Source organism: Saccharospirillaceae bacterium (assembly GCA_022448365.1).
Lineage (GTDB): Bacteria > Pseudomonadota > Gammaproteobacteria > Pseudomonadales > Oceanobacteraceae > Bacterioplanoides.
Genome location: JAKVCS010000006.1, coordinates 46,736 through 68,674, shown reverse-complemented (window position 1 = coordinate 68,674; position 21,939 = coordinate 46,736). Strand labels below are relative to the sequence as shown.

18 protein-coding genes are annotated in these 21,939 nt (G+C 48.5%); 8 read left to right on the top strand and 10 right to left on the bottom strand.

Annotation, left to right across the window (positions count from 1 at the left end):
* Positions 1-53: 53 nt before the first annotated feature.
* The 3 genes from speA (MK185_16055) to MK185_16045 all read left to right on the top strand — a co-directional run bounded on the left by speA (MK185_16055) (position 54) and on the right by MK185_16045 (position 3,620).
* Positions 54-1,976: a biosynthetic arginine decarboxylase gene (gene speA, locus MK185_16055; GenBank protein MCH2042145.1), complete on the top strand. Its 1,923-nt coding sequence runs from the start codon at positions 54-56 to the stop codon at positions 1,974-1,976.
* A 286-nt stretch (positions 1,977-2,262) separates the two neighbouring features.
* A complete protein-coding gene (locus MK185_16050; protein ID MCH2042144.1) occupies positions 2,263-2,556 on the top strand; it encodes a hypothetical protein in 294 nt (97 codons plus the stop codon).
* 332 nt (positions 2,557-2,888) lie between these two features.
* A complete protein-coding gene (locus MK185_16045) occupies positions 2,889-3,620 on the top strand; it encodes a DUF3047 domain-containing protein (GenBank protein ID MCH2042143.1) in 732 nt (243 codons plus the stop codon).
* 239 nt (positions 3,621-3,859) lie between these two features.
* Here MK185_16045 and MK185_16040 read toward each other — a convergent pair whose 3' ends face one another.
* The 6 genes from MK185_16040 to MK185_16015 form a co-directional block, all read right to left on the bottom strand.
* Positions 3,860-4,561, bottom strand: coding sequence for an HAD family hydrolase (locus tag MK185_16040; GenBank protein MCH2042142.1), 702 nt, complete (start codon positions 4,559-4,561; stop codon positions 3,860-3,862).
* Positions 4,562-4,595: 34 nt separating this feature from the next.
* Entirely contained in the window at positions 4,596-5,267 is a 672-nt protein-coding gene (locus tag MK185_16035; protein MCH2042141.1) for a DUF484 family protein, read from the bottom strand.
* Between the two features lie 24 nt (positions 5,268-5,291).
* Positions 5,292-6,128, bottom strand: a complete 837-nt coding sequence (gene dapF / locus MK185_16030) for a diaminopimelate epimerase (protein ID MCH2042140.1) — start codon at positions 6,126-6,128, stop codon at positions 5,292-5,294.
* Positions 6,129-6,157: 29 nt separating this feature from the next.
* Positions 6,158-7,423 (bottom strand): diaminopimelate decarboxylase, encoded by a 1,266-nt coding sequence (gene lysA / locus MK185_16025; GenBank protein ID MCH2042139.1) that lies wholly within the window; start codon positions 7,421-7,423, stop codon positions 6,158-6,160.
* Positions 7,423-7,563 (bottom strand): lipoprotein, encoded by a 141-nt coding sequence (locus MK185_16020; protein MCH2042138.1) that lies wholly within the window; start codon positions 7,561-7,563, stop codon positions 7,423-7,425. Before MK185_16020 ends, lysA begins: the two co-directional genes overlap by 1 nt.
* Positions 7,564-7,662: 99 nt before the next feature.
* On the bottom strand, positions 7,663-10,431 hold the full coding sequence (locus tag MK185_16015) for a class I adenylate cyclase (protein MCH2042137.1): 2,769 nt from the start codon (positions 10,429-10,431) through the stop codon (positions 7,663-7,665).
* 259 nt (positions 10,432-10,690) lie between these two features.
* Here MK185_16015 and MK185_16010 point away from each other — a divergent pair, with 259 nt between their 5' ends.
* A complete protein-coding gene (locus tag MK185_16010; protein ID MCH2042136.1) occupies positions 10,691-11,848 on the top strand; it encodes a DUF418 domain-containing protein in 1,158 nt (385 codons plus the stop codon).
* Positions 11,849-11,942: 94 nt separating this feature from the next.
* Here the strand turns inward: MK185_16010 and MK185_16005 are convergent, their stop codons facing one another.
* Genes MK185_16005 through MK185_15990 form a run of 4 tightly spaced genes read right to left on the bottom strand, consistent with a single transcriptional unit; the run spans position 11,943 to position 15,946 of the window.
* The gene (locus MK185_16005; protein MCH2042135.1) at positions 11,943-12,758 is read right to left on the bottom strand and encodes a siderophore-interacting protein; all 816 of its coding nucleotides are present in this window, start codon (positions 12,756-12,758) and stop codon (positions 11,943-11,945) included.
* A gap of 48 nt (positions 12,759-12,806) precedes the next feature.
* On the bottom strand, positions 12,807-13,661 hold the full coding sequence (locus MK185_16000; protein ID MCH2042134.1) for a carbon-nitrogen hydrolase: 855 nt from the start codon (positions 13,659-13,661) through the stop codon (positions 12,807-12,809).
* A 60-nt stretch (positions 13,662-13,721) separates the two neighbouring features.
* Positions 13,722-14,759, bottom strand: coding sequence for an agmatine deiminase family protein (locus MK185_15995; protein ID MCH2042133.1), 1,038 nt, complete (start codon positions 14,757-14,759; stop codon positions 13,722-13,724).
* A gap of 17 nt (positions 14,760-14,776) precedes the next feature.
* Positions 14,777-15,946: a DUF1624 domain-containing protein gene (locus MK185_15990; protein ID MCH2042132.1), complete on the bottom strand. Its 1,170-nt coding sequence runs from the start codon at positions 15,944-15,946 to the stop codon at positions 14,777-14,779.
* 432 nt (positions 15,947-16,378) lie between these two features.
* Here MK185_15990 and speA (MK185_15985) point away from each other — a divergent pair, with 432 nt between their 5' ends.
* From speA (MK185_15985) to MK185_15970, 4 genes are all read left to right on the top strand, one after another.
* Entirely contained in the window at positions 16,379-18,310 is a 1,932-nt protein-coding gene (gene speA / locus MK185_15985) for a biosynthetic arginine decarboxylase (GenBank protein MCH2042131.1), read from the top strand.
* Between the two features lie 19 nt (positions 18,311-18,329).
* Positions 18,330-19,538, top strand: a complete 1,209-nt coding sequence (locus tag MK185_15980) for a saccharopine dehydrogenase family protein (protein MCH2042130.1) — start codon at positions 18,330-18,332, stop codon at positions 19,536-19,538.
* Positions 19,539-19,671: 133 nt separating this feature from the next.
* Positions 19,672-20,343: a 4'-phosphopantetheinyl transferase superfamily protein gene (locus MK185_15975; protein MCH2042129.1), complete on the top strand. Its 672-nt coding sequence runs from the start codon at positions 19,672-19,674 to the stop codon at positions 20,341-20,343.
* A gap of 20 nt (positions 20,344-20,363) precedes the next feature.
* Positions 20,364-21,713: an MATE family efflux transporter gene (locus MK185_15970; protein ID MCH2042128.1), complete on the top strand. Its 1,350-nt coding sequence runs from the start codon at positions 20,364-20,366 to the stop codon at positions 21,711-21,713.
* Positions 21,714-21,939 lie beyond the last annotated feature (226 nt).

The window sequence follows — 21,939 nt, the reverse complement described above, 5'->3', positions numbered from 1 at the left end:
GTTTTAAAATTGGCGCAAAGATACCCTAACCGCCCGCCGTTCGGATACCCCTTATGACATTGGATTCTAGCAAAGCCAGCAGTGCTGCAGAGCATTACAACTTACCCTACTGGAGTGAGGGATATGCTCAGGTAAATGCTGCGGGTGAGTTATGCATTCATCCGCAGGCTGATGGTGGTAACGGCGTTAACTTAAACCAGTTAGGGCAGCAGTTAACGGACGCCGGTCTGCGTCTGCCGGTGCTGGTGCGCTTTCCGGGCATTCTGCATCACAGAGTGCAGTCACTGGTCAGCGCGTTTCAGCAGGCTCGTGACGAGCTGGACTACAACGGCAGTTTTACCCCGGTTTATCCGATAAAAGTGAATCAGCAGCAGCCGGTGGTGGAGCAGCTGCTGAAAGGTCAGCAGCAGGCTGGTGTCGAACGTCTGGGGCTTGAAGCTGGCAGCAAGCCAGAACTGATTGCTGTGCTTGCTCAGCTTGGAACCAATAACGGTGTGGTGGTTTGTAACGGTTATAAAGACGCGCATTTTATTCGTCTGGCTTTAATGGCGGAGAAGATGGGCCATCAGGTCTTTATTGTCATCGAGAAGTTATCCGAGCTGCCGTTGGTTCTGGCAGAAGCGCAACGCCTGAATGTAAAACCGCGTTTAGGTATTCGTGCACGGTTAGCCACCATCGGTAAAGGTAACTGGCAAAACACCGGCGGTGAAAAATCCAAGTTTGGTTTGTCGGCCTATCAGATTCTCCAGGTGGTTGAACAACTGCGTGCCGGAGGCCAGCTCGATTATCTGCAGTTGCTGCATTTTCACCTTGGCTCACAGTTGGCCAATATCCGTGATATTCAAACCGGCTTAGGTGAATGCAGCCGTATTTTTGCCGAGTTAGTGAAGCTCGGTGTGCCGGTACAATGGCTGGATGTCGGTGGCGGCTTGGGGGTCGATTACGAAGGCACGCGCTCGCGCAGTTATTGTTCTATGAACTACAGCATGGCGGAGTACGCCCGTAACGTAATATCGGCGTTTAAAGATATCTGCGATGAGCTGGGTTTAGCGCAACAGCCGAATATTATTACCGAATCTGGCCGGGCAATGACGGCCCATCATGCGCTGTTATTAACTGAGATTATAGATTCAGAAAGTCCACAAGAAGGTGTGGTTAATCCTCCTGAAGATGAGGCACCACAAGCATTAAAAGCGCTTTATCAAGTGTTTGATCAACTTTGCTGCTCTGGCGGTGACTCCATCAGCCCACGTTCACTGGTTGAGATTTATCACGATGTGCAGCACTGGGTTGGTGATGCGCAATCCGGTTTTGCTCTGGGGATGTTTTCGTTATCCCAGCGGGCACAAATGGAAGCGCTTTACAGTCGCATCAGTCGGGAATTAAAACAGCGATTAAATCCGGGAAATCGCAGCCATCGCGATTTATTGGATGAGTTACATGAGAAACAAGCGGAAAAAATATTCGTGAATTTTTCACTGTTTCAGTCGCTGCCAGATATCTGGGGCATTAACCAGATCTTTCCGATTTTACCAGTAAGAAGCCATCACGATCCGGTGCGTCATCGTGCGGTTGTGCAAGACATCACGTGTGACTCTGACGGCCGAATCGACAGCTACGTTGATGCCGACGGTATTGAAACCTGCCTGCCACTGCCAAGTATCGAAAAAGGTGAACAGTTGGCGTTCTTTTTGGTGGGGGCTTATCAGGAAATTCTCGGTGATTTGCACAACCTGTTCGGCGACACCGATTCGGTGGATGTGCTACTGGATGCAAACGGCGAAGTACAGCTGCAGAATCCGATTCATGGCGATGACATTGCCGACGTATTGGATTATGTGAACTTTTGCCCGGCGGATATTCAGCAACGCTTACAGCAGCAAGTCGCAGCATCCGCTTTAACCGACAACGACAAAGCGGAGTTCAGTCGCGAGTTAGGTGAGTCACTGCAGGCATACACATATTTAACGATCTGAATTCAGCCGATTTAATTCCCGTCTCAACCCTCATCTCTGTCACACAAAAGCGGGTGATTGGCAGAACCGTACGGTTTCCTGATGCCTCTTTCAGAAAATACCTGTTTATCAGGTTTCCGGCACATTTCCGGTTAATTTTGGGTCGATTTTCCGGCCGGGATATTTTTTCGTAACAATTGTTAGTCATTTCTGGCGATCTGCTCAGGCTGGACTATAAGTTATGGCAACAAAACCTGCGTGCCTGAACGCAACCACGAATAACCACAGCTGATAGAAGGAAAATGAGATGGCTGACGAAGAACTGGAAATGCAAGATTCTATGCACGGTGAGTCGGAAGATTCAAAAGAAGAAATGCAGGCGTCCGATAGTGATGATTCTGAAGCGACTGCTGAAAAAGATGCACATGAAGATCTGGTCGTAAGTACCAGCAGTGCCGCGCGTGATGAAATGCGTCAGTCGATGGAAGATGACGTAGCTGCATTTTTAGCACGGGGTGGCCAGATCACTCAGGTAGACGACAATGTGATGGCTGATCCACCGCGTAAGCCGCAAACTAATTACGGTAGTCGCCCGATCTGATCCGCGATTATTGTTGTGAGCGACGTCTGTGTCGCCTGTAAAAAAGGGCCGTTGATGGCCTTTTTTTATGATGTACGGTTAGTTATTACCCGACGCTAATTTTAATAATATCAAGTACGATCGTACGAATAACTCTGCTTTAAATTCCGGTCGAAGAAAAAATGCGCCAACAGAGTCGCTGTTGTTTTCCTTCGGTCTAGCGAAATTGGGCTAATACCTGTGATTTAAAGCCACGATTGCTAACACAGACCAACCTGAGCTGTTAAACTGGCCGGAAATCGCGGCAAGGAAGCTGACCTGTGTACACCTATTCAAAAAAGTCCCGAAGACGAATGCATGCTATTCCTGCTGCCATCGCATTATGCTCACTGCTGATGCTCTGGTATTTTTCAGATCACCGAACTGCCCATGCCGAAGAGGTACAGTCGTTGCCGTCGTCTGAAAAAGTCTTGTTGTCGGCTCGTCTGGCAGATGACTGGTCGGTGGATTGCGACGATTGTGTTGTTGAGCCGCAGTACGATGTGATGCTTGGCAATGTGGTGCGTTTGCAGAGTCGCAGTGAGATGGTGTTGTCACTCGACATCGACGACCAGGTTGAACGACCTCAGCTGAGCTGGCGCTGGACGGTGGACGAGTTTGTTGATCAGCATCCTCTGCTGCGTTTAAGCGTACACGTTGATGATACTGATGCCTGGCCAGAGCGAACGCTTCATTATATCTGGGATAGCGGTCGTACAGCCGGAACGACCGAAGCAATTTCAGATTTTGAACATCTGGTCGTGGTGAATGGCAAAAGCAGTAAAGCCGAAAGCTGGCAAACGGTTCACTGTAATCTTGATCAGGATTGGCAGCGTATTTATAACGAGCATTTTCCCGAAATTGAAAGCCTCGAGTTTGCTTTAGGTATGCCGGGTAAGTTGGGTGTCAGTGGTGCTTTTATTGAGCAACTCAGCATGGTTTCATTACCATCGGCAGAAGCCGTTGTTGCTCACTCAGATAAGTCTCAGCAGCCTTTAAGCGATTTATCTGCTGACATATCGCAAACCTCCGTCAGCATCGAATAAACCTTACCGAACCGCTTCATTATTATCCGATTGAATCCCCTGTTTTATTCCCCTGTTTTATTCCCCTGTTTTATTCCCCTGTTTTATTCCCCTGTTTTATTCCCCTGTTTATCGTGCATCGCCACACTCTTGTGTACTTATGCTGTAAGTCTTTCAGAAATCGATACGACTAACGTCGTTATTGAAACGAGGGCGAGTCTGGCTTGAGTTGCAGCCAGTGCTGCACAAATGGGTGGTGATTAATTCAGCGCTGCTACGGCGGCATTCAGTTGCGATAAATGCGTAATTTCCTGATCGGGAACACACTCGTCTTCGACCCATGCTGCATCGCTCAGGTTAACCCAAATGGTATGCATGCCCAGGCGCTTGGCAGCAACGATATCCTGTTCCTGATGGTCGCCAACGTGAATACAGTCTGCGGGGGACACAGCGGCTTTATTTAAAGCCGCTTCGAACATATCCGTGTGAGGTTTGGCAGCACCGACATTTTCAGCATTAAAGTGAGCGTCGAACAAATGGTCGATACCAATGAGTTTCAGGTCGGCATTACCGTTGGTAACGGCCATTATCTGATAGTCTTTTTTCAGTGTTTCCAGTGCTGCTAATGCACCTTCAAATAACGTCACTTCGCTGCGGGCTTTATAAAACACGGCGAATGCCTGCAGTGCCTTTTGACGACCTTCATCACCACGGATGCCAGCCTGCAAAAATACACGGCGTAAAACTTCGATACGCAATTCCGATACTTGATCGCGCAGATGTGGATAACACTCAGCAATATCGTTTTTATACTGGCGCAATGCTTCAAACGTGTAGAACTCGGCCGCTTGTGGAACATTTTCCACAACCCAGTTATGACAAGCTTTTTCCGCTTTAAGAATAACCGGATCGGTTTCCCAAAGGGTGTTGTCCAGATCCAGCGTAATCAGTTTAATCGCCATCGGTGAAGCTACCTGGTAACCATTGCTTGTTGCGTTATACCACGGGTATCTGCGGTAACCGCAGGGCCAGAATATCGGCAATGTAATCGAGGAATAAAGTATCCATCGAGCTGCGATAATAACCTGGGTCTTTACTGGCAACGGTTAATACGCCGTTATTTCCCTGACCACGGACCTGGGCCGCAGCAACTGACTGTGTGTTGGTGGTTTGTGTGCCAAGCAGAGAGGCAATGTCGTCCTGCGGCAGCTGACCGCAAATTGCACGATGGCCTTTAAACAAACGATGTACGCTGCGTTGGCGTTCGCTGGAGCGAATAGTAATTAACGGTGCGTCGAGGTTTCGTTCGGTGAAATGCAACAGCGCCCAGGCGTCGACACCAAAGTCTTTACGCAGGGAATCGTCCAGCGCGGCCTGCACGTTCAGCCAACTCTCTGCTTCGATAAGCGCCAACACCAAGCGGCGGCTTTTTTCGAACAGCTGGTCGTTACGACGGGCATTTTCCAGCAAATCAGCAAGACGCTGACGCAGTTCCACATTACGTTCACGGTGAACCGATAGCTGACGTTCGACCAGGCTGGTTGCCGGGCCGGCATTGTGGGGGATTCGCATTTCCGCCAACAGGTCATCTTTCCCGGTGAAAAAATCGGGATGATCCTGTAAATACTGGGCAACATCAGCATCGGTTAAACGCGGTTGCTGGCTCATAACAATTCCTTAAAGGTTCTGACCTTATACGTTCATCCGGCCTTCAAATACGGTAACCGCAGGGCCGGTCATTTTGATATGGGAATCCGGATTGCCATCCCATTCAATGAATAAATCACCGCCTGGCAGCGATACGGTGACGCCGGGCTTCAGCCAGCCACGCAGCTGACCAGAGACTACCGCAGCACACGCGCCGGTGCCACAGGCCAGGGTTTCGCCAGTTCCCCGTTCGAATACCCGCAGTCGAATATGGTGTTCGTCCACGACCTGCATAAAGCCGATGTTAGCGCGGGCCGGGAAGCTCGAATGTGACTCCAGAATCGGACCCCAGTGCTCCACGGGTGCGGTATCGACGTCATCAACCCGTACCACACCATGAGGGTTACCCATGGACACAGCACCTAATGAAACCTGGCCAATTTCTCCGCCGTCGATGGTGTATTCTGGCGCGTATTCTGTGGCACGAAACGGTATTAAATTCGGAATCAGGGTCGGCTCGCCCATATCCACCACTACCTGATTGTCATCGGTGAGGTGTAATTCCATTAAGCCGTTGGCGGTTTCCACACGAATGTCGCGTTTACCGGTTAAACGCTGATCGTAAACAAAACGAGCGAAACAACGGGCGCCGTTACCACAGTTTTCTACTTCACTGCCATCGGCGTTAAAAATCCGGTATTTAAAATCGACATCCGGACGGCTTGGTTGCTCAACAATCAACAGCTGATCAAAACCAACGCCGAAATTTCGGTCGGATAATTCGCGCACCCGCTCTGAACGGATATGACCGGTTTGGGTGACCAGATCGATCACCACAAAGTCATTGCCCAGGCCGTGCATTTTGCTGAATTTAAGCCACATATCTATTTATTGCCCTTAAAAACTGCGCCTTATTCTGCGATCAGTTGTTCGCCGGCGAATAACTCTTCGATGGTTTCGCGCTTGCGCACCAGGTGCAGCTGATCACCATCAACCATCACTTCCGCCGGGCGACCGCGGCTGTTGTAGTTCGACGCCATCACAAAACCGTAGGCACCGGCCGACATGACTGCAACCAGATCGCCAGCAGCTAAGGGTAATTCGCGATCTTTACCCAGGAAATCACCGGTTTCACACACCGGACCTACCAGGTCATAGCGGCGTATCGGTGCTTCGGAGGTTTCCGTCAGCGGTTTAATATCCTGCCATGCACTGTACAGCGATGGGCGGATCAAATCGTTCATCGCACCATCAATAATGGCGAAGTTTTTGTGATCGTTTAACTTCAGGTATTCCACCTGAGTTAAAAAGACACCGGCGTTTGCCGCAACCGACCGACCCGGCTCAAAAATCAGTTTGAACTGTTTGCCGCCATCTGCACGTTCGGCCAAACGGTTTTTTATCGCAGTGATGTAATCACCGGCACTGGCTGGTGTTTCATCGCGGTAGGTAACCCCTAAACCGCCACCCAGGTCCAAGTGTTCAATATTGATGCCTTGTTCTGCCAGGTTATCGACCAAAGTCAGAACGCGATCCAAGGCATCCATAAATGGAGAAATTTCTGTCAGCTGGCTACCGATGTGACAATCTACGCCTTTGATATCCAAGCCCGGTAAATCTTTGGCTTTGGCGTAAACCCGTGGCGCTTCGTTAATATCGATGCCGAACTTGTTATCTTTTAAACCGGTCGAAATATATGGGTGTGTCTGGGCATCAACGTCCGGGTTCACACGCAGAGAAACGTGAGCGGTTTGGCCGATACGACTGGCAACGTCACTCAGACGTTCCAGTTCAGCTTCGGACTCGACGTTAAAGCAATAAACACCCACCTCCAGTGCACGCTGCATCTCTGCTGCTTGCTTGCCGACACCGGAAAATACGACTTTGCTGGCGTCGCCACCGGCGGCTAATACACGTTCCAGTTCACCCAGGCTGACAATATCGAAACCGGCGCCCTGTTTAGCCAGTACGTTTAAGACTGCCAGATTGGAATTGGCTTTTACCGCGTAACATACCAGGTGTGGCCAATCGCCGAGCGCCTCGGTGTAGGCGTTAAAGTGTTGCTCAAAGGCAGCACGGGAATAAACATACAGCGGCGTACCGAAGTGTTCGGCAGCGGCGCGTAAGGAAACCTGTTCGGCGTGGAGTTCACCATTCTGGTAGCTGAAGACTGACATCAGGAGTTCGATTCCGTTGCTGAGCTTGTGGTTTCTTGAGGCCGGTCTTCGGGCAGATACAGCGGGCCTTTCTGGCCACAGGCCGATAAGCCGCCAATCAGAATCAGGCTGGCGAGCAGGGCGCGCAGTGCTGTCTGCATTAAATTCCGGGACATAAACAATTCCACACAAGCAGAAGATAAAAGATGGCGGGCATTATACGGGGTTCGCAGACACATGTCTGCCGCTGTGGGCTGGCCTCAGGCCAGCGACACAGCCTGATTGATGCGCTTTTCGATGGTCTGTCGCGCCAGCAGATGTTCGATGACCTGTTGATTATTATCAGGTAAGGATAAATCACTAAGGTGGCAAGGGTAGTGATCGCCCTGCCGGCGGATGGCGACCACTTCTTCAGCCACTGCTTTGTACAGGTCATCACCAAACTGCCAGATACTGAACTCCTGACTGTTGCAGTATAGCGTGGTTTGTTGATGATCATCGATAACGGCACTGAGATCGATGCTGTTGCTCTGCTGGCTGAGTTGCGGCAACTTACGCCGCACCAGTTCCAGATCGAACGATTGCTCTTTCTGTCGTATTTCGAACAATAAAATATTCCGTTGTTGCTGGCGCACTTTGCTGCCCGGCAGCTGAGCCAGCCAACGCTGATCGAGTTGGCGTAAGAACCGAATCGCAGCAATCAACCGGTGTTTCCCATCCGCCTCAGACCATTGCTGGTGCAGTAACGCGCCTCTGTCATCCAGTAAATAGAAAAAGAACTGTTCATCTTTTTTCCAGTAAAATAACTGCCACACCCCGGCTCGGGCACGCTGATAAATCAAGCGCAGCGGACTTTGTAATAAGGCCGCAGAATCCAGGGTGCAGGGAGCAAAAAAATCACGCGGTTGCTGCAGCAGATGCAGCAGTTGGCTGACGTTTGCTGCGCTTTGAAGCTTTATGCCCTCGCGCTGGCTGTGTAATAAGTAATATTGTTCCGATGCTTCGATTAAATACGGCTGCCGTGGATGGTCGCTGAAATGTTTGAAGGTATTACCAATCAGTTGTTCGGCACGCATGCGAATGGCGCTGGCGCGACTGGCACAATGACAATGGCAGGATATTTCCGGCCATTGTGATTGCGGTTGAGATAAGGGCAGGTAACGCAATAAATGCTGCAAACATTGCAGCATAGCTGCGTGGCCATCAAAGCGTTCGATATGCCACTCCCCCCAGCTGTTGCGGGTAAACAGGTCGAGCGTCAGGATTAGATTTTCACGAATTGCACTGTAACCAAGTGCATCGTCGCGATTACTGATTTTTTGCATGCCACGACGGCTGAGTTTGTGCTGCGGATCGATACCAACATTGATGAACAGCTTCCACTGCAGAGGTTTGGGCGGATGAACTAATGCCGCATTATCTGCGTTACGGACGGTTTGAGAGCGTACTACCTGCAACAGCTCTTTCAGTTCGTACTGGCTGACCGGGTTATGGCTTGGGAACAATGCAATCTGGGTGTGGTTGGCCAACAACCCATTGTACTGAGCAAAAAACAGCAGCTCGATCAGGCTTGGAGACTGCTTCAGTACCTGATGGGTGTCTTGGGTATTTTTATTCCAGCTACCGGGTATCAGCTGCCAGACTTTATTCGGAGTGAGTCGCAGGGTGATTTTATCCTGCTCCAGCCCATGGCAGATGCCCGGATTAATATCCATCACTTTACCGGGTTTGGCATCGAAGGCGGCGTACAGCCGATTACCTAACAATCTCAGATCGGCGGGTTTGATGTGCAGTTTGGGCGCATACTTCTGACTGAATCCGGCCAGAAAGCGGTAGCTCGACAGCATTTCACTGATCAGGGCATTACGTTCTTTGTTGACCCGTACCACTGGCCACTGTTGACGTTGATCCAATTCAAGAAAATCGTCGGGCTGCCACTGCCAATGATTGCATAGTTTACTGAAAGATTTTGCCCGCCAGCTTTTGCGTTGGTTATTACTGAGATTCGACAGCGGTAACTGAGCTTTGTAATAAAACGCCCGTCGCGCCAGTTGAATGCGTTGCGGGTTACCTTCCTGATCCAGCTGCTCACTGACCCGTTGCAGCATCAGTAAGTAGGCATCACAGTGTTCAACTTCGGTGTCACCGGCGTGTACCCGCTGCTTCAGGTCCCAGCATAGTGGGCGAATGTTGGGATACTGACTGGCGTAATGACGTGTGAGTAATAACTTCAGCAGTGCTTTATACGGATTACTCAAGCCTTTATTTAATTGCCATAAACCGGCGCCAACAAATTCAGCGGCAGGGATAGTACCGATCTGACCGAAGTGCAACCAATGTCCGGCGTGGACTTTGTGCTCGTCGAGCAGGGCTTGCCAATATGGTTCACTGCGGGATTCCTGATTCAGAGGAATCAGCCACCAGGAAGGCTGACTGCCTGCCAGCCACAATGCACTGCGATAAAACTCGTCGAGTAACAGCAGATGCTGACTACTGCCGCAGTCCTCACCGCCGGTGGAGCGACTCTGGCCTTGCCGGAAATCGCTGAGATTCATCAGAAAAAAATGCAGCTCAACATTCTGCGATTCAGCCCAGCGTTCAATGTGTTCGCATTTCTGCTGCAGGGATGCCAGTTGTGATTGAGACATTGTTTCATCGTGGCACAACCAGACATCCAGATCACTGGAGCGCGATTGCGCCAGCGACCCGAGACTCCCCATCAGATACAGGCCCTGAATGTGTTTTTCGGAAAACCCTCTGGGGGGATTAACACCGCGGGCGATACTCTGAAGAGTCTGAACTTGTTGCTGGCTGGGCTGAAAATGTTCGATACCACAAGGCGTATCCCGTGACACAAATCCAGGGAGTTGCTGGTGGTTGAGGTGAAGCAGCAACGGCAATACATCAAGCACCACTCGCTGGCGGTGAGACATTAAACTGCGGGCGCTCTCCAGCCTGGCGTCATTGAGCGCAAGAAAGTGGGCTTGCCATTGGTGAATTTGTTGTGCCGAAGGCGTTTGTATACTCATGCTTTGAGTGTAGATGCTTTCGCTGAAAAGTTTGGTCGCGGGGTCGTTCGTTCGGGTGAAAATCGGCCATCTGTATCGTGTACGCCGTTGACATAACTGATTGCCGTATTAATAATAATGATTATCAATTACTGCTGTTTTTTTGTTTGAATCGCAACGATTAAATAAAAAACGCTAGCGTCAACATCACACCATAAGGCTACAAGGAGTATAAGAATGAGGTTGTTTCAATGATTTTTTTTGTAATGAGGGCTGATCAATGAGAGTGGTTCAGCTGGATTTGATCCGGGGTGTCGCTCTGCTCGGAATCTTTGTCATTAATGTCACCTTATTTGCCTACTCTGAGACCGGACAAATCGAATTTTATCGTCAGATAGGCACATTTTTTCCGACGATGGAAAATGGTTTAGGCAGTTTTATTTATGGCCACGTGATGTTGACCAGTTATTCGTTGGTCTACGCCTTGTTTTCACAAAAGATGATGACACTGTTTTCGTTTTTATTCGGTGCCAGCATTATTTTAATTACTGAAAAACTTGATCAGAAAAACAGCAATGTTCTGGCTGTGTTTTATCGTCGCAATTTCTGGCTGATGGTCATTGGCGGTTTGCATCTTACCCTTTGGTACGGTGACATCTTATTTGTGTATGCCGTAGCGGGATTTTTGTTGTATCCATTACGTCGGCTATCTGCTCCGGTATTAGTGACTCTGAGTCTGCCTTTGTATGTGTTGTGCATCGGTTACATCGGTCCGGCATTGGCTGGACATTATTATGACGACGCCACTCAGGCAGCGGTGACGGCCAGCACCGGACTGAGCTTTGATGAGCTGAAAACGATTAAATATTTCAGTATGTCGGTGGCGAATATGCTGTTGGGCATGGCGCTGTATAAAACTGGCTTTATAACGGGAAATTCCTCTCGGCATGTTTATCGCACCTGGGCAATTTGTGGTTTATTCGCCGGGCTGTTTTTACAAGGAATGGCACTGGTACTCGATAGTGCTTACGGCATTTATCTCGATCTGAACAGTCTGGCTGCGATTCTTCAGGCCATGGCTTATATCGGCATTATTATCTTATGGAACCGATCAAATACGTTGTTATGGTTGCAGTTAAGATTGCAAGCCATTGGTCGTGCCGCGTTAACGCACTACCTGTTACAAACACTGATTGCCGTTGTTCTTTTTTACCCGATACTCTTCAATATCAGAGCAGCAGAGATCGACTTTTTACAACAGATGCTGGTCGTTATACTGGTTTGGACTATTCAGCTATCGTTGGGCCAGGTGTTGATGGAAAAATATCATTACGGGCCGGTTGAATGGTTATGGCGCAGCTTATATTACTGGCAACGTCAGCCGTTTCTTCGTGATAAGCCGGATAATGAAGATACTGCGTCAGCTCAGGCACAATGACGGAATTTCCGGATTAGTATCAGTAAATATAAAAAGCCCCGTTCAAACGTTTGAATGGGGCTTTTTATTGATTACTGACAGGCTGCGACAGGTACTAACCTTCAGCCATCGCATCCTGTTTTTTTGTGATCTTGTGTTTGTCTTCCGTTTGTCCCATTTTCCAGTAACTGCTGACATATATCTGGTCGCGGTTAACGTGTTTCTCTGTTTTGAAGTAGCTGCGTAATAACCGCATATTACTGAATTCACACGCCGCCCAAATTGCCACATGGCCGGATAACCAGGGTAAGGCTTTTACTGCATCACTCAATACCGTGTTCTCGCTATCGGGATGTGAATTAACCGCCCAGATAATTTTAATGCCCTCGGGCTTTTTCAGGTCTTGCTGGTCCTGGTCTGAGTTAATTTCGATGACAGCATAACCCCGGGCATTTGTGGGTAACTGCTCAAGCTGACAACTGATGGCGGGCAGCGCGGTCATATCGCCAGCAAATAAAAACCAGTCGGCATCGGTCTGGGCAAATTTCACCTTACCCGGGCCGTACATCAACATGTGGTCACCGGCCTGTGTGCGTGCTGCCCAACCAGAGGCGGGACCAGAGTGTGATGGATGATCCGGGCTCGCCTCGGATTGGCCATGTAATACCAGGTCAATATCGAGCGTTAAATCGCTTTTGTTGAAGTAGCGTACGGTATAAGTGCGCATGATAACCGGTGCGCCAGCATCAACCGCTTCCGGCGAAGGTAGCTTAGTTTCACCAGCACACGGGAATAGCAGTTTTACGTAGCCACCCTCGCAACCCTCAGGAAACTCAGCCAGGTCATCGCCGGTTAACGTAACACGGCGCATATTGGGCGTTATACTCTGACTTTTTTTTACCGTTAACCGATAAGGGAGATCACTGGGCATAAAGTCCGGCCTTAGATAGTTTTAGGGTTTTAAGAGGGTGTGATGAGGTTAGTCACGATAAATTTTTAATAAATCCTGGTAGTGGTCGATGCGACGGTCGCGCATAAACGGCCAGATACGACGCACATTTTCACCGTGATTCAGATCGATATCGGCGTACAGAATTTCTTCTTTATTTTCACTGGCTACTGCTAAAAACTCACCCTGGGGTCCGGTAATAAAACTGTGCCCCCAGAAATTAATACCGGGTCCTGCTTTATCAATCTCACCAGCAGGGCCAGGATCGGCTTCATGGCCAACCCGGTTGCAACTCAATACCGGAACCCCATTGGCTACCGCATGAGCGCGCTGACTGATTACCCAGGCATCCAGCTGACGGCGTTGCTCAGCTTGGTCATCGCGAGGGTCCCAACCAATCGCCGTGGGGTAGATCAATACTTCGGCTCCGGCCAGCGCCATTAATCGCGCGGCCTCCGGAAACCACTGATCCCAGCACACTAATACGCCTAATTTTCCAACACGGGTCTGAATGGGTTCGAAACCCATATCGCCGGGGGTAAAGTAAAACTTCTCGTAGAAACCCGGGTCGTCCGGAATGTGCATCTTGCGGTATTTACCAGCAATGCTGCCATCACTGTCGAGTACGACAGCGGTGTTGTGGTACAGGCCCGCAGCGCGCTTTTCGAATAACGAGGCGACAATTACCACATCCAGCGATTTTGCCAATTCGCCAAGTGAATCGGTGGACGGGCCGGGAATGGTTTCCGCCAGGTCAAACACATCCACGTCTTCCTGCTGGCAGAAATACAACGAACGATGCAACTCCTGCAGTACAATGAGTTTTGCGCCTGCTTCTGCAGCCTGTCGAATGGCCTGAATGCTGCTGGCAAAGTTATTGGCCATATCGTGACTGTTACTTTGTTGAATCAGTGCGGTTTTGAGTGTCTTTGTCATGTAGAAAACCTAAGCTAAAAACCCTTGGGGTAGTTGCATTGTAATGCAATGCAGGCTGCCGAATTGCGCAATCAATGGCAGGCAGTCGACGGCAATAATATCGTGTTGTGGGAAAGCAAGCTGTACTTGTTGCAGAGCATGATTGTCCAGCTCAGGCTGGCGGTAGGTGGGCACCAGCACTGCGTCATTAATGATCAGGAAATTAGCATAAGTTGCCGGTAAGCGCTCACCCTGTTGATTAAAACATGCCGTCGGCATTGGCAGCGGCACCAGCGTAAATGGCTGACCATCATGACGCCGCAGTGCTTTCAGCTCGCGTTCCATCTGTTGTAGTTCATTGAAGTGTGGGTCGTGTTGATCCAGGCACTGAACATAAACAAGGTTATTGTCCGGCGCAAAACGGGCAAGGGTGTCAATATGGGAATCGGTGTCATCGCCCTCAAGACTGCCATGTTGCAACCACAAGACTTTTTTTGAACCAAATAGTTGATTAAGCAACAGCTCGATGTGCTCGCGCGTAACGCCCGGATTGCGATTCGGATTTAATAAGCAATTTTCTGTGGTCAGTAGGTGACCCTGACCATCCACTTCGACCCCTCCGCCCTCTAATACCAGGTCAACCGCTTTATATGCAGCGTGTATGGTCGGCTGCTGCAGTAGGCACTTATTGATCGCATTATCCAACGGTGAGTCGTATTTGTTGCCCCAGCCATTAAAAATAAAATCCAGCGACAGAGTTTGCTGTTTGGCGTTGACTAATGTGATAGGGCCATGGTCTCTGGCCCAGGTATCGTTACAGGGAATAACAAAGGTATAGAGCTTGCCGGTATCGATGTCGGCCGCTTGCAACAGTGTCTGCACATGGGCTTGGACTTCATCGCTATGGCAGATGACCAGTAACGACTGTCGTTTTAATACTTGATGTGCGATTTCAACATATACCGGTTCGACCTCGTTGAGATAGGGCGACCAGTCGGTATTGCTATGGGGCCAGGTAAGCATCACTGCATCCTGTGGATACCATTCTGGCGGCAAACGGAACGTCATAGCAATACCCTTATGCGCTATTGTGTTTTCAAGTTGGGTTTAAATTTAATCCGACCTGTGGACAGGAAGTGGGTCAGTATATAAAGCGCAAATAAAATGACTAAATATTCCACGCCGTTGAGCGTTCTGAAACCAAAATACATGAGCCCCCAGCCAATAATTAACCAGTGAACTACGTATATCGTGGTGATGTGCTTGCTCCAGGTGTACCAGAAGTTGAATACCGCATTATGAGGCACTTTCACGACAATCGACTGAAATAAGAAGATGGACAGAACAGTGAAACCACCAAAGGCAATAACAGCGCCAGGACCCGGACGCATCGACTCTCCGATATGGTAGCTAGTATCTGTAAGAATAATACCAACACCAATCGCTATGGTGACAAGACTGTAGGGTACCGACTTCCTTAAAAATTCATTTAAATCATCGGCTTGTTTCAGCCAGTGACCGAACGCCATACCCGAAATCGCATAAGCCAACCAAGGAAGTTGTGGGAAAAATGTTCCTTCAGAGACATTGCCTGCCAGCAGTCTTAATAACTCGTTCACCAAAAAATTATCTGAATCAACATCCCAGACATAGGGTGAGGTGAATGTAATCGCCAGTGCGATGAGCAGCCAATATTGAGGACCAGGAAGGTAGTGGCGCAGCAGGCTGCAGACAATAAAAGCAATACCGGCAAATTGTAAAATATCAACCACCAGGAACTCTCTGAGTGGATTGTCGATACCCAAATCTTCTTCGTTGATCAAACCAACTTCCAGGGAAAGCCACATGGGCAGCGAGCTGCGGAAAAAATTCAGGGCGTAGCCAGCTAAAAACAGCATTGCGCCTCGTTTAATCGATAATGACAAACTCTTGTTGCCGGCCAGGCCAATAAAAATACCCATCAGAAAGATGAAGCAACAGACGCTACCAATCACTATCTCGTGGGTAATGCCAAGCTGCACGCCCAGCCCGTGTACGCAGCCGAGTATCAAGGCGTAGCCACCAAAGAAAAGAAATAATATGCGCTGAATATGTTGCGCACCTGTTGCATTCGGAGTCAGCAGAATGAGCAGAGAGGATAGATAGATAACGGCAGTCGTCCAGAGTGTTAACAATTCAAACGACGAGCCAATTACCGTGTCAGTGAAGTTAGGTTCGCCATAGAAGTAAAAAAAGTGCATTGCTGGCATAAACATAACCCAGATTCCGCGGTAGAAATCGAGGACTTTGATTCTTGTATTATCAGTAGCTAGTGTTTGGCTGTTCTCTGTCAAGGAGGCAGTCATAGTGTCGTCACTCTCATGAGAAAATTTATTAAGCCAGCGTGTGCGGATTAAGGAGCCGCAAACTACCGCCTCAGTGAAGGCGTCGGATTATTTCATAGGTAATAATGCTTATCAATTGCAACTAATTTGAGAATGCAGACATTGTTGTATCGCCTGCGATTACCGAAGAATTTTCATCCATAGCTAGATAATCTAAATGTAAATCATTATTATCCGCCATTCTTTAGCGGTAGGCTGTTCTTGCAGGACAGGCGATGTTCGGTATTGCCTCGGTATTTGTAGCAGCCTCAGCGAATGACAATCTCAGCGAATGACAATGTGGCGACTTGAACGGGTGTTAACGTGAAGATAGATCGGCAGACCGGTTGGACAATCGACGGTGCAAAAAGCGCCTATGGCATTGAAAACTGGAGTAATGGGTACTTTGATATTAACCCAAGCGGCGAGGTTGTCATTAAGAATCCATCGTGTGATAGCGCTTCCGGGTTGTCTCTTTTAGAGGTGATTGAAGGATTGCGTGATCGCGACCTGCACATGCCAGCATTGTTGCGCATCGAAAACATCATTGACCATAGCATTAGTAAGCTTAATAACTCATTCAATAAAATCATCGATCGACTTGGGTACCAGGGCAAGTACCGCGGTGTTTTCCCCATCAAAGTGAACCAACAAGCGCAAATCGTTGAAGAGGTTGCGCAGTTTGGCGTGGGCTACAGTCATGGTTTTGAGGTGGGCAGTAAGCCAGAGATGATTGCAGCGTTATCTACCCTGGATAACAGCAGTGATCAGATGTTGATTTGCAACGGGTATAAAGATCAGGAATTTGTCGACCTGGCACTGCAGGCGGTCAGGCTGGGTACCCGTTGTTTTGTGGTGATTGAGGCGTTGGCTGAACTGCCGATCATTATTGAGCGCAGCAAGGCTTTAGGTATCGAGCCGCTCATTGGTGTTCGTGCCAAAATGACGTCGAAAGTAGGGGGTCACTGGAACTCCACCAGTGGCGATCGCAGTGTCTTTGGGTTATCCGCCAGTCAGATTATTCAGGTTGTGGATGTATTAAAGGACAACGACATGCTGCATTGTTTGCAGCTCCTGCATTGCCACCTGGGTTCACAAATTCCGAATATCCGCGATATTCGTGGTGGTGTAAATGAAGCGTGCCGCTATTACGCCGACTTATGCCGTGAAGGTGCCGCCATGAATTACATCGACCTCGGCGGTGGGTTGGCAGTGGATTACACGGGTGCGCACTCTCAGGAAAGTCAAAGCCGGAATTACTCCCTTGATGAATATTGTGAAGACGTGGTGGAGACCATTATGTCAACACTGGATGCCTACGATATTGATCACCCTACGATTGTTACGGAATCTGGTCGCGCGACTGTCGCTTACTCATCCATTCTGTTGTTCAACATTCTGGACGTGACACGTTTTGAGCCGATTGAAATAAAAAACTCGTGCGATGTCAGTCATGAGTTGCTCGACAATATGCGTAGCATTTTCGAGTATTTAAAGCCTGCGCGTTTGCAGGAGTGTTTTAACGACGCTCACTATTATCGCGATGAGGTGCGGGAGTTATTTAAGCGTGGTCAGATCGGTCTGCGTACCCGGGCAGAGGCTGAAAACTTGTTTTTGCAGGTGTTGCATGAAGTCAGATCAATGCTGTCTGAAATGGATCAGATCCCGAAAGAACTCGAAGGGTTTGACGAATCGTTAGCCGATATTTATTACGGTAACTTCAGTTTGTTCCAGTCATTACCAGATAGCTGGGCAATTGATCAGATGTTTCCGGTAATGCCGGTTCATCGGTTACACGAAGCGCCGGATCGTCGTGCTGTGCTGGCCGATATTACCTGTGACTGTGATGGTAAGATTGACCGTTTTATTGCCACTGATCGTGAATACGATTCAACGTTGCCGCTGCATTCGCTGAAGGATTCAGAAGAATACTACCTGGGTGTTTTTCTGGTAGGTGCCTATCAGGAAACTCTGGGGGATTTACACAATTTATTTGGCGATACCAACGTGGCCAGTATTCGTCTGCGCGAAGACGGTGGTTATGAATTTGTTAAAGAGATTCATGGCGATACCATCGAGGACGTTTTGGGGTACGTTGAGTACCAGCCGTGGGAAATGAAGTTGCGTTATCGCAATAAACTCGAGGCCGCAGTAAATGAAGGTCGCATTACTGCCCGTGAACGCCAACAAATGATGAACACCTTCAATGCCAGTATGCAAGGCTACACCTATTACGAAAAAGACCATTTGCTTTAATCGTTCAGAGGATTCTATTGTGAAAAAAGTAATTATTATTGGCGCTGGTGGGGTTGGCCAGGTCGTCGCACACAAATGTGCTCAGCAGCCAGAAGTATTCAGTGACATCGTTCTGGCCAGTCGTACCAAGAGTAAGTGTGATGCTATTGCCAGTCAGGTTAAAGCAAACTATAACCGCGATATTACAACCGAACAGGTTGATGCCGACAGTGTTGCCGACCTGGTGCGTTTGTTTGATAAGCACAAGCCATTTATGGTGATTAACGTGGCGTTGCCGTATCAGGATTTAACCATCATGGACGCTTGTCTGGAAATGAAAGTTCATTATCTCGATACTGCAAACTATGAGCCACTGGATACTGCAAAATTCGAATATAAATGGCAGTGGGAGTATCAGGATAAGTTCAAACAAGCGGGTCTGATGGCGTTACTGGGGTCTGGGTTTGATCCCGGCGCAACCAATATGTTCACCGCTTATGCAGCGAAACATTATTTCGATGAGATTCATTATCTCGACATTATTGATGTGAATGGCGGCGATCATGGCTATCCGTTTGCAACCAATTTCAATCCAGAAATTAATATTCGCGAAGTCACCGCAGAATGTCGTCACTGGGAGGGCGGTGCATTTGTCGAAACGCCTGCTATGTCGACCAAGCAGGAATTCACCTGTCCTGACGGTGTCGGTACTTACAATATCTATCGTATGTATCACGAGGAGCTGGAATCGTTAACCAAAAACTACCCGACGCTGAAGCGTGCGCAGTTCTGGATGAGTTTTGGTGAAAGTTACCTTAAACACCTGGAGGTGTTGGGTAATGTTGGTATGACGGGTATCGAGCCGGTTAATTTTAATGGCCAGGAAATTGTACCTATTCAGTTTCTGAAACAATTATTACCTGATCCTTCCACGCTGGGTCCGCGTACCAAAGGCAAAACCTGTATCGGCTGTGTGGTTCGTGGTATCAAAGATGGCAAAGAGCGCACGGTTTATGTCTATAACGTGAAAGACCATCAGGATTGTTATGGCGAGGTTCAGTCTCAGGCGATCTCCTACACAACCGGCGTCCCTGCCATGATTGGTGCAAAAATGATGGTTGAAGGTAAGTGGATGGAAGACGGTGTCTGGAATATAGAACAGCTTGATCCTGATCCATTTATGGAGGATATGAACAAGCACGGTTTGCCGTGGCAGGTCATTGAAGAGCCAGGCTTTGATTTAGTCTGATTGTTAGTGCGGTAGTTATTCTGTGCTGTCAGGGCCGCTCGTTCAGCTGAATTATGCCAACATTAATATGCTTGAGGATCTGTGGCTCCGGAGGCAGATAAGTACTTGGCTGAGTCCGTCGGAGCTGCAGCGGTTGGCGCAATTCGGGCAACCACAGCAGGCTGATCAGTATTTATTGGCCAGGGGAATGTTGCGTTATCAGTTGTCGCAGCATTACCCGGAATATTTGCCACAGCAGTGGCAGCTTACGGTGGATACCCAGGGGAAGCCGCACCTCGGCCCCCTGTTTTCACATTTAAATATCCACTTCAATCTGTCACACAGCGAAGACATGGTTGTGGTGGTAATCAGTGATGCGGGTGCAGCAGGGGTTGATATTGAGTCTGTCTCCCGGTCTGTATTCAGCTTGGCATTGGCAGAGCGCTACTTTGCTGATAGCGAGGTCAGATTATTGCAATCGCTGCCTGTTCAGCAGCAGGCTCAGCGCATTGTGCAATTGTGGACGTTAAAGGAATCGTTCCTTAAGGCTGAAGGTTTGGGGTTACGAGTTCCGTTGCGTAAGGTGTCTTTTTACTTTTCTGATCAGAACCCATTGCGGCTGGAACTATCCTCAGACTGCCATGACATAAGTGTTTCAGAAAAAACAGCCTTTTCTGCACTTTACCAACTTGGTGACGATCATAGCCTGGCACTGTCGGTGAAAACCAACCGTGCCGTGTGTGCATCAGACGTACAAATAAATCCATGGTCTGGTTTACGCCAAAATACGCAAGCCCAGCACTGCCAATTAATAACCACGACTTGAGTTGAGAGTTACTAAGCCAGATGTCACACGCTACTTCGCCTGATAACGGACCCATCGTCACAACCTTTTTCCGTTTCGTCATTCCTTCTACTCTGAGTTTGCTGGCTATATCCACTGCCAGTGTGGTGGATGGTTTCTTTGTGGGTAATTATCTGGGTGCGGATGCATTGGCGGCAGTGAACCTGTTAATGCCTTATTTTGCGTTACTGTTCGGTATTGCGTTGATGCTTGCGGTCGGCGGTTCAGTAAAAGCCAGCATCTACATTGGTGAGAAAAAATATCAGGCAGCATCGTCGTTATTCAGTCAGGTGTTGTTATCCGTTTTGGCAATCATATTGCTTATTACGCCGATGGCGCTGATTTTTAGTGAGTATCTGTTTTTAGCCTTGGGCGCCGACCCGTCGATATACCCGCTAATGCAAAGTTATTTCGAGGTTTTTTGTTTTGCCACCATCATGCAGCTGAGTTGTCTGGTGATGTATTACTTTATACGTGCAGACAATAATCCTGAGTTGGGTATGCGTGCGTTAATGTTGGGTGCGTTTATTAATGTTGCACTGGACGCAATATTTATTGGTCAGCTTGGCTGGGGAATTGAGGGTGCGGCTTGGGCGACTCTGATTGCGCAGACCATACAGCTGGTCTATATCTCGACTTACTTCTTCTCGGGTAGTAACAATCTCAGCTTATTTCTACCGAAATTTGATCTGAAAGAGCTGAGTTTCAGTGCGTTTAACGGTTTTTCTGAGTTTATTAATGAGTTCTCAATAGGCCTGGTAATTCTGGTTTTTCACTGGGTGATCAGTCGCGAGAGTGGTGTTGAAGGTATTGCTGCATTCAGTGTGGTGAATTACCTGATTTATATCAGCCTGATGGTGTACTACGGCATCGTTGATGCGATGCATGTGTTGTTAGGGCAAAACTTTGGTGCCCGACGGATCGATCGTGTGAAAGGACTCATGGCTATAGCCTCAATTTCGATCACGGTATTAAGTGTTGCTTTAGTGGCTATGCTGTTTGTTTTTGAAGACCACATTGTCGGCTTTTTCCTGGAGGAGGATGCTCATCAGGCGCAGCAATTAACCCAAGACTTTTTACATATCATTTGGCCCATCTTCTTATTTAACGGCTTTAACGTGCTGATTTGTGCGTATTTAACATCGGCAGAGCAGGCGCTGTATTCAACCATTGTCGCCACACTGCGTTCCTTAATTTTGCCAATTGGCTTTGTTTTGCTGCTAAGTCTGCTATTGCCGGGTATCGGGTTTCTTTATGCCGTACCGGTTGCGGAAGCATTGGCGTTCTTGTTCGCATTCGTTTTCTATATTTATCAACGACCTGCGGTTCATGTCATGAGAATGAGCCTTTAGTTAATGAGCCTAAGCCAGACTTTTTGTCTGGTTTATCGTCTGATTGATGGGTATTTCTCGTCACAATAAGCCTACGACTTGTGGCGCTATTCACGCGTCACCTCCCAGTTGCCTACCAAAAAACCCTTTAAAATAATAAACATAAAGAAAAATATAATAATAATGAGAAACAATCTCATTAGGTGTGTATAATGCGCCAAAATCAAGTTCGACTGAACCAGGTTTC

Bases quoted from the DNA above. Each gene is read 5' to 3' on its own strand.
- speA (MCH2042145.1), top strand. From the start codon at position 54: ATGACATTGGATTCTAGCAAAGCCAGCAGTGCTGCAGAGCATTACAAC.
- MK185_16050 (MCH2042144.1), top strand. From the start codon at position 2,263: ATGGCTGACGAAGAACTGGAAATGCAAGATTCTATGCACGGTGAGTCG.
- MK185_16045 (MCH2042143.1), top strand. From the start codon at position 2,889: ATGCATGCTATTCCTGCTGCCATCGCATTATGCTCACTGCTGATGCTC.
- MK185_16040 (MCH2042142.1), bottom strand. From the start codon at position 4,561: ATGGCGATTAAACTGATTACGCTGGATCTGGACAACACCCTTTGGGAA.
- MK185_16035 (MCH2042141.1), bottom strand. From the start codon at position 5,267: ATGAGCCAGCAACCGCGTTTAACCGATGCTGATGTTGCCCAGTATTTA.
- dapF (MCH2042140.1), bottom strand. From the start codon at position 6,128: ATGTGGCTTAAATTCAGCAAAATGCACGGCCTGGGCAATGACTTTGTG.
- lysA (MCH2042139.1), bottom strand. From the start codon at position 7,423: ATGTCAGTCTTCAGCTACCAGAATGGTGAACTCCACGCCGAACAGGTT.
- MK185_16020 (MCH2042138.1), bottom strand. From the start codon at position 7,563: ATGCAGACAGCACTGCGCGCCCTGCTCGCCAGCCTGATTCTGATTGGC.
- MK185_16015 (MCH2042137.1), bottom strand. From the start codon at position 10,431: ATGAGTATACAAACGCCTTCGGCACAACAAATTCACCAATGGCAAGCC.
- MK185_16010 (MCH2042136.1), top strand. From the start codon at position 10,691: ATGAGAGTGGTTCAGCTGGATTTGATCCGGGGTGTCGCTCTGCTCGGA.
- MK185_16005 (MCH2042135.1), bottom strand. From the start codon at position 12,758: ATGCCCAGTGATCTCCCTTATCGGTTAACGGTAAAAAAAAGTCAGAGT.
- MK185_16000 (MCH2042134.1), bottom strand. From the start codon at position 13,661: ATGGCCAATAACTTTGCCAGCAGCATTCAGGCCATTCGACAGGCTGCA.
- MK185_15995 (MCH2042133.1), bottom strand. From the start codon at position 14,759: ATGACGTTCCGTTTGCCGCCAGAATGGTATCCACAGGATGCAGTGATG.
- MK185_15990 (MCH2042132.1), bottom strand. From the start codon at position 15,946: ATGTTTATGCCAGCAATGCACTTTTTTTACTTCTATGGCGAACCTAAC.
- MK185_15970 (MCH2042128.1), top strand. From the start codon at position 20,364: ATGTCACACGCTACTTCGCCTGATAACGGACCCATCGTCACAACCTTT.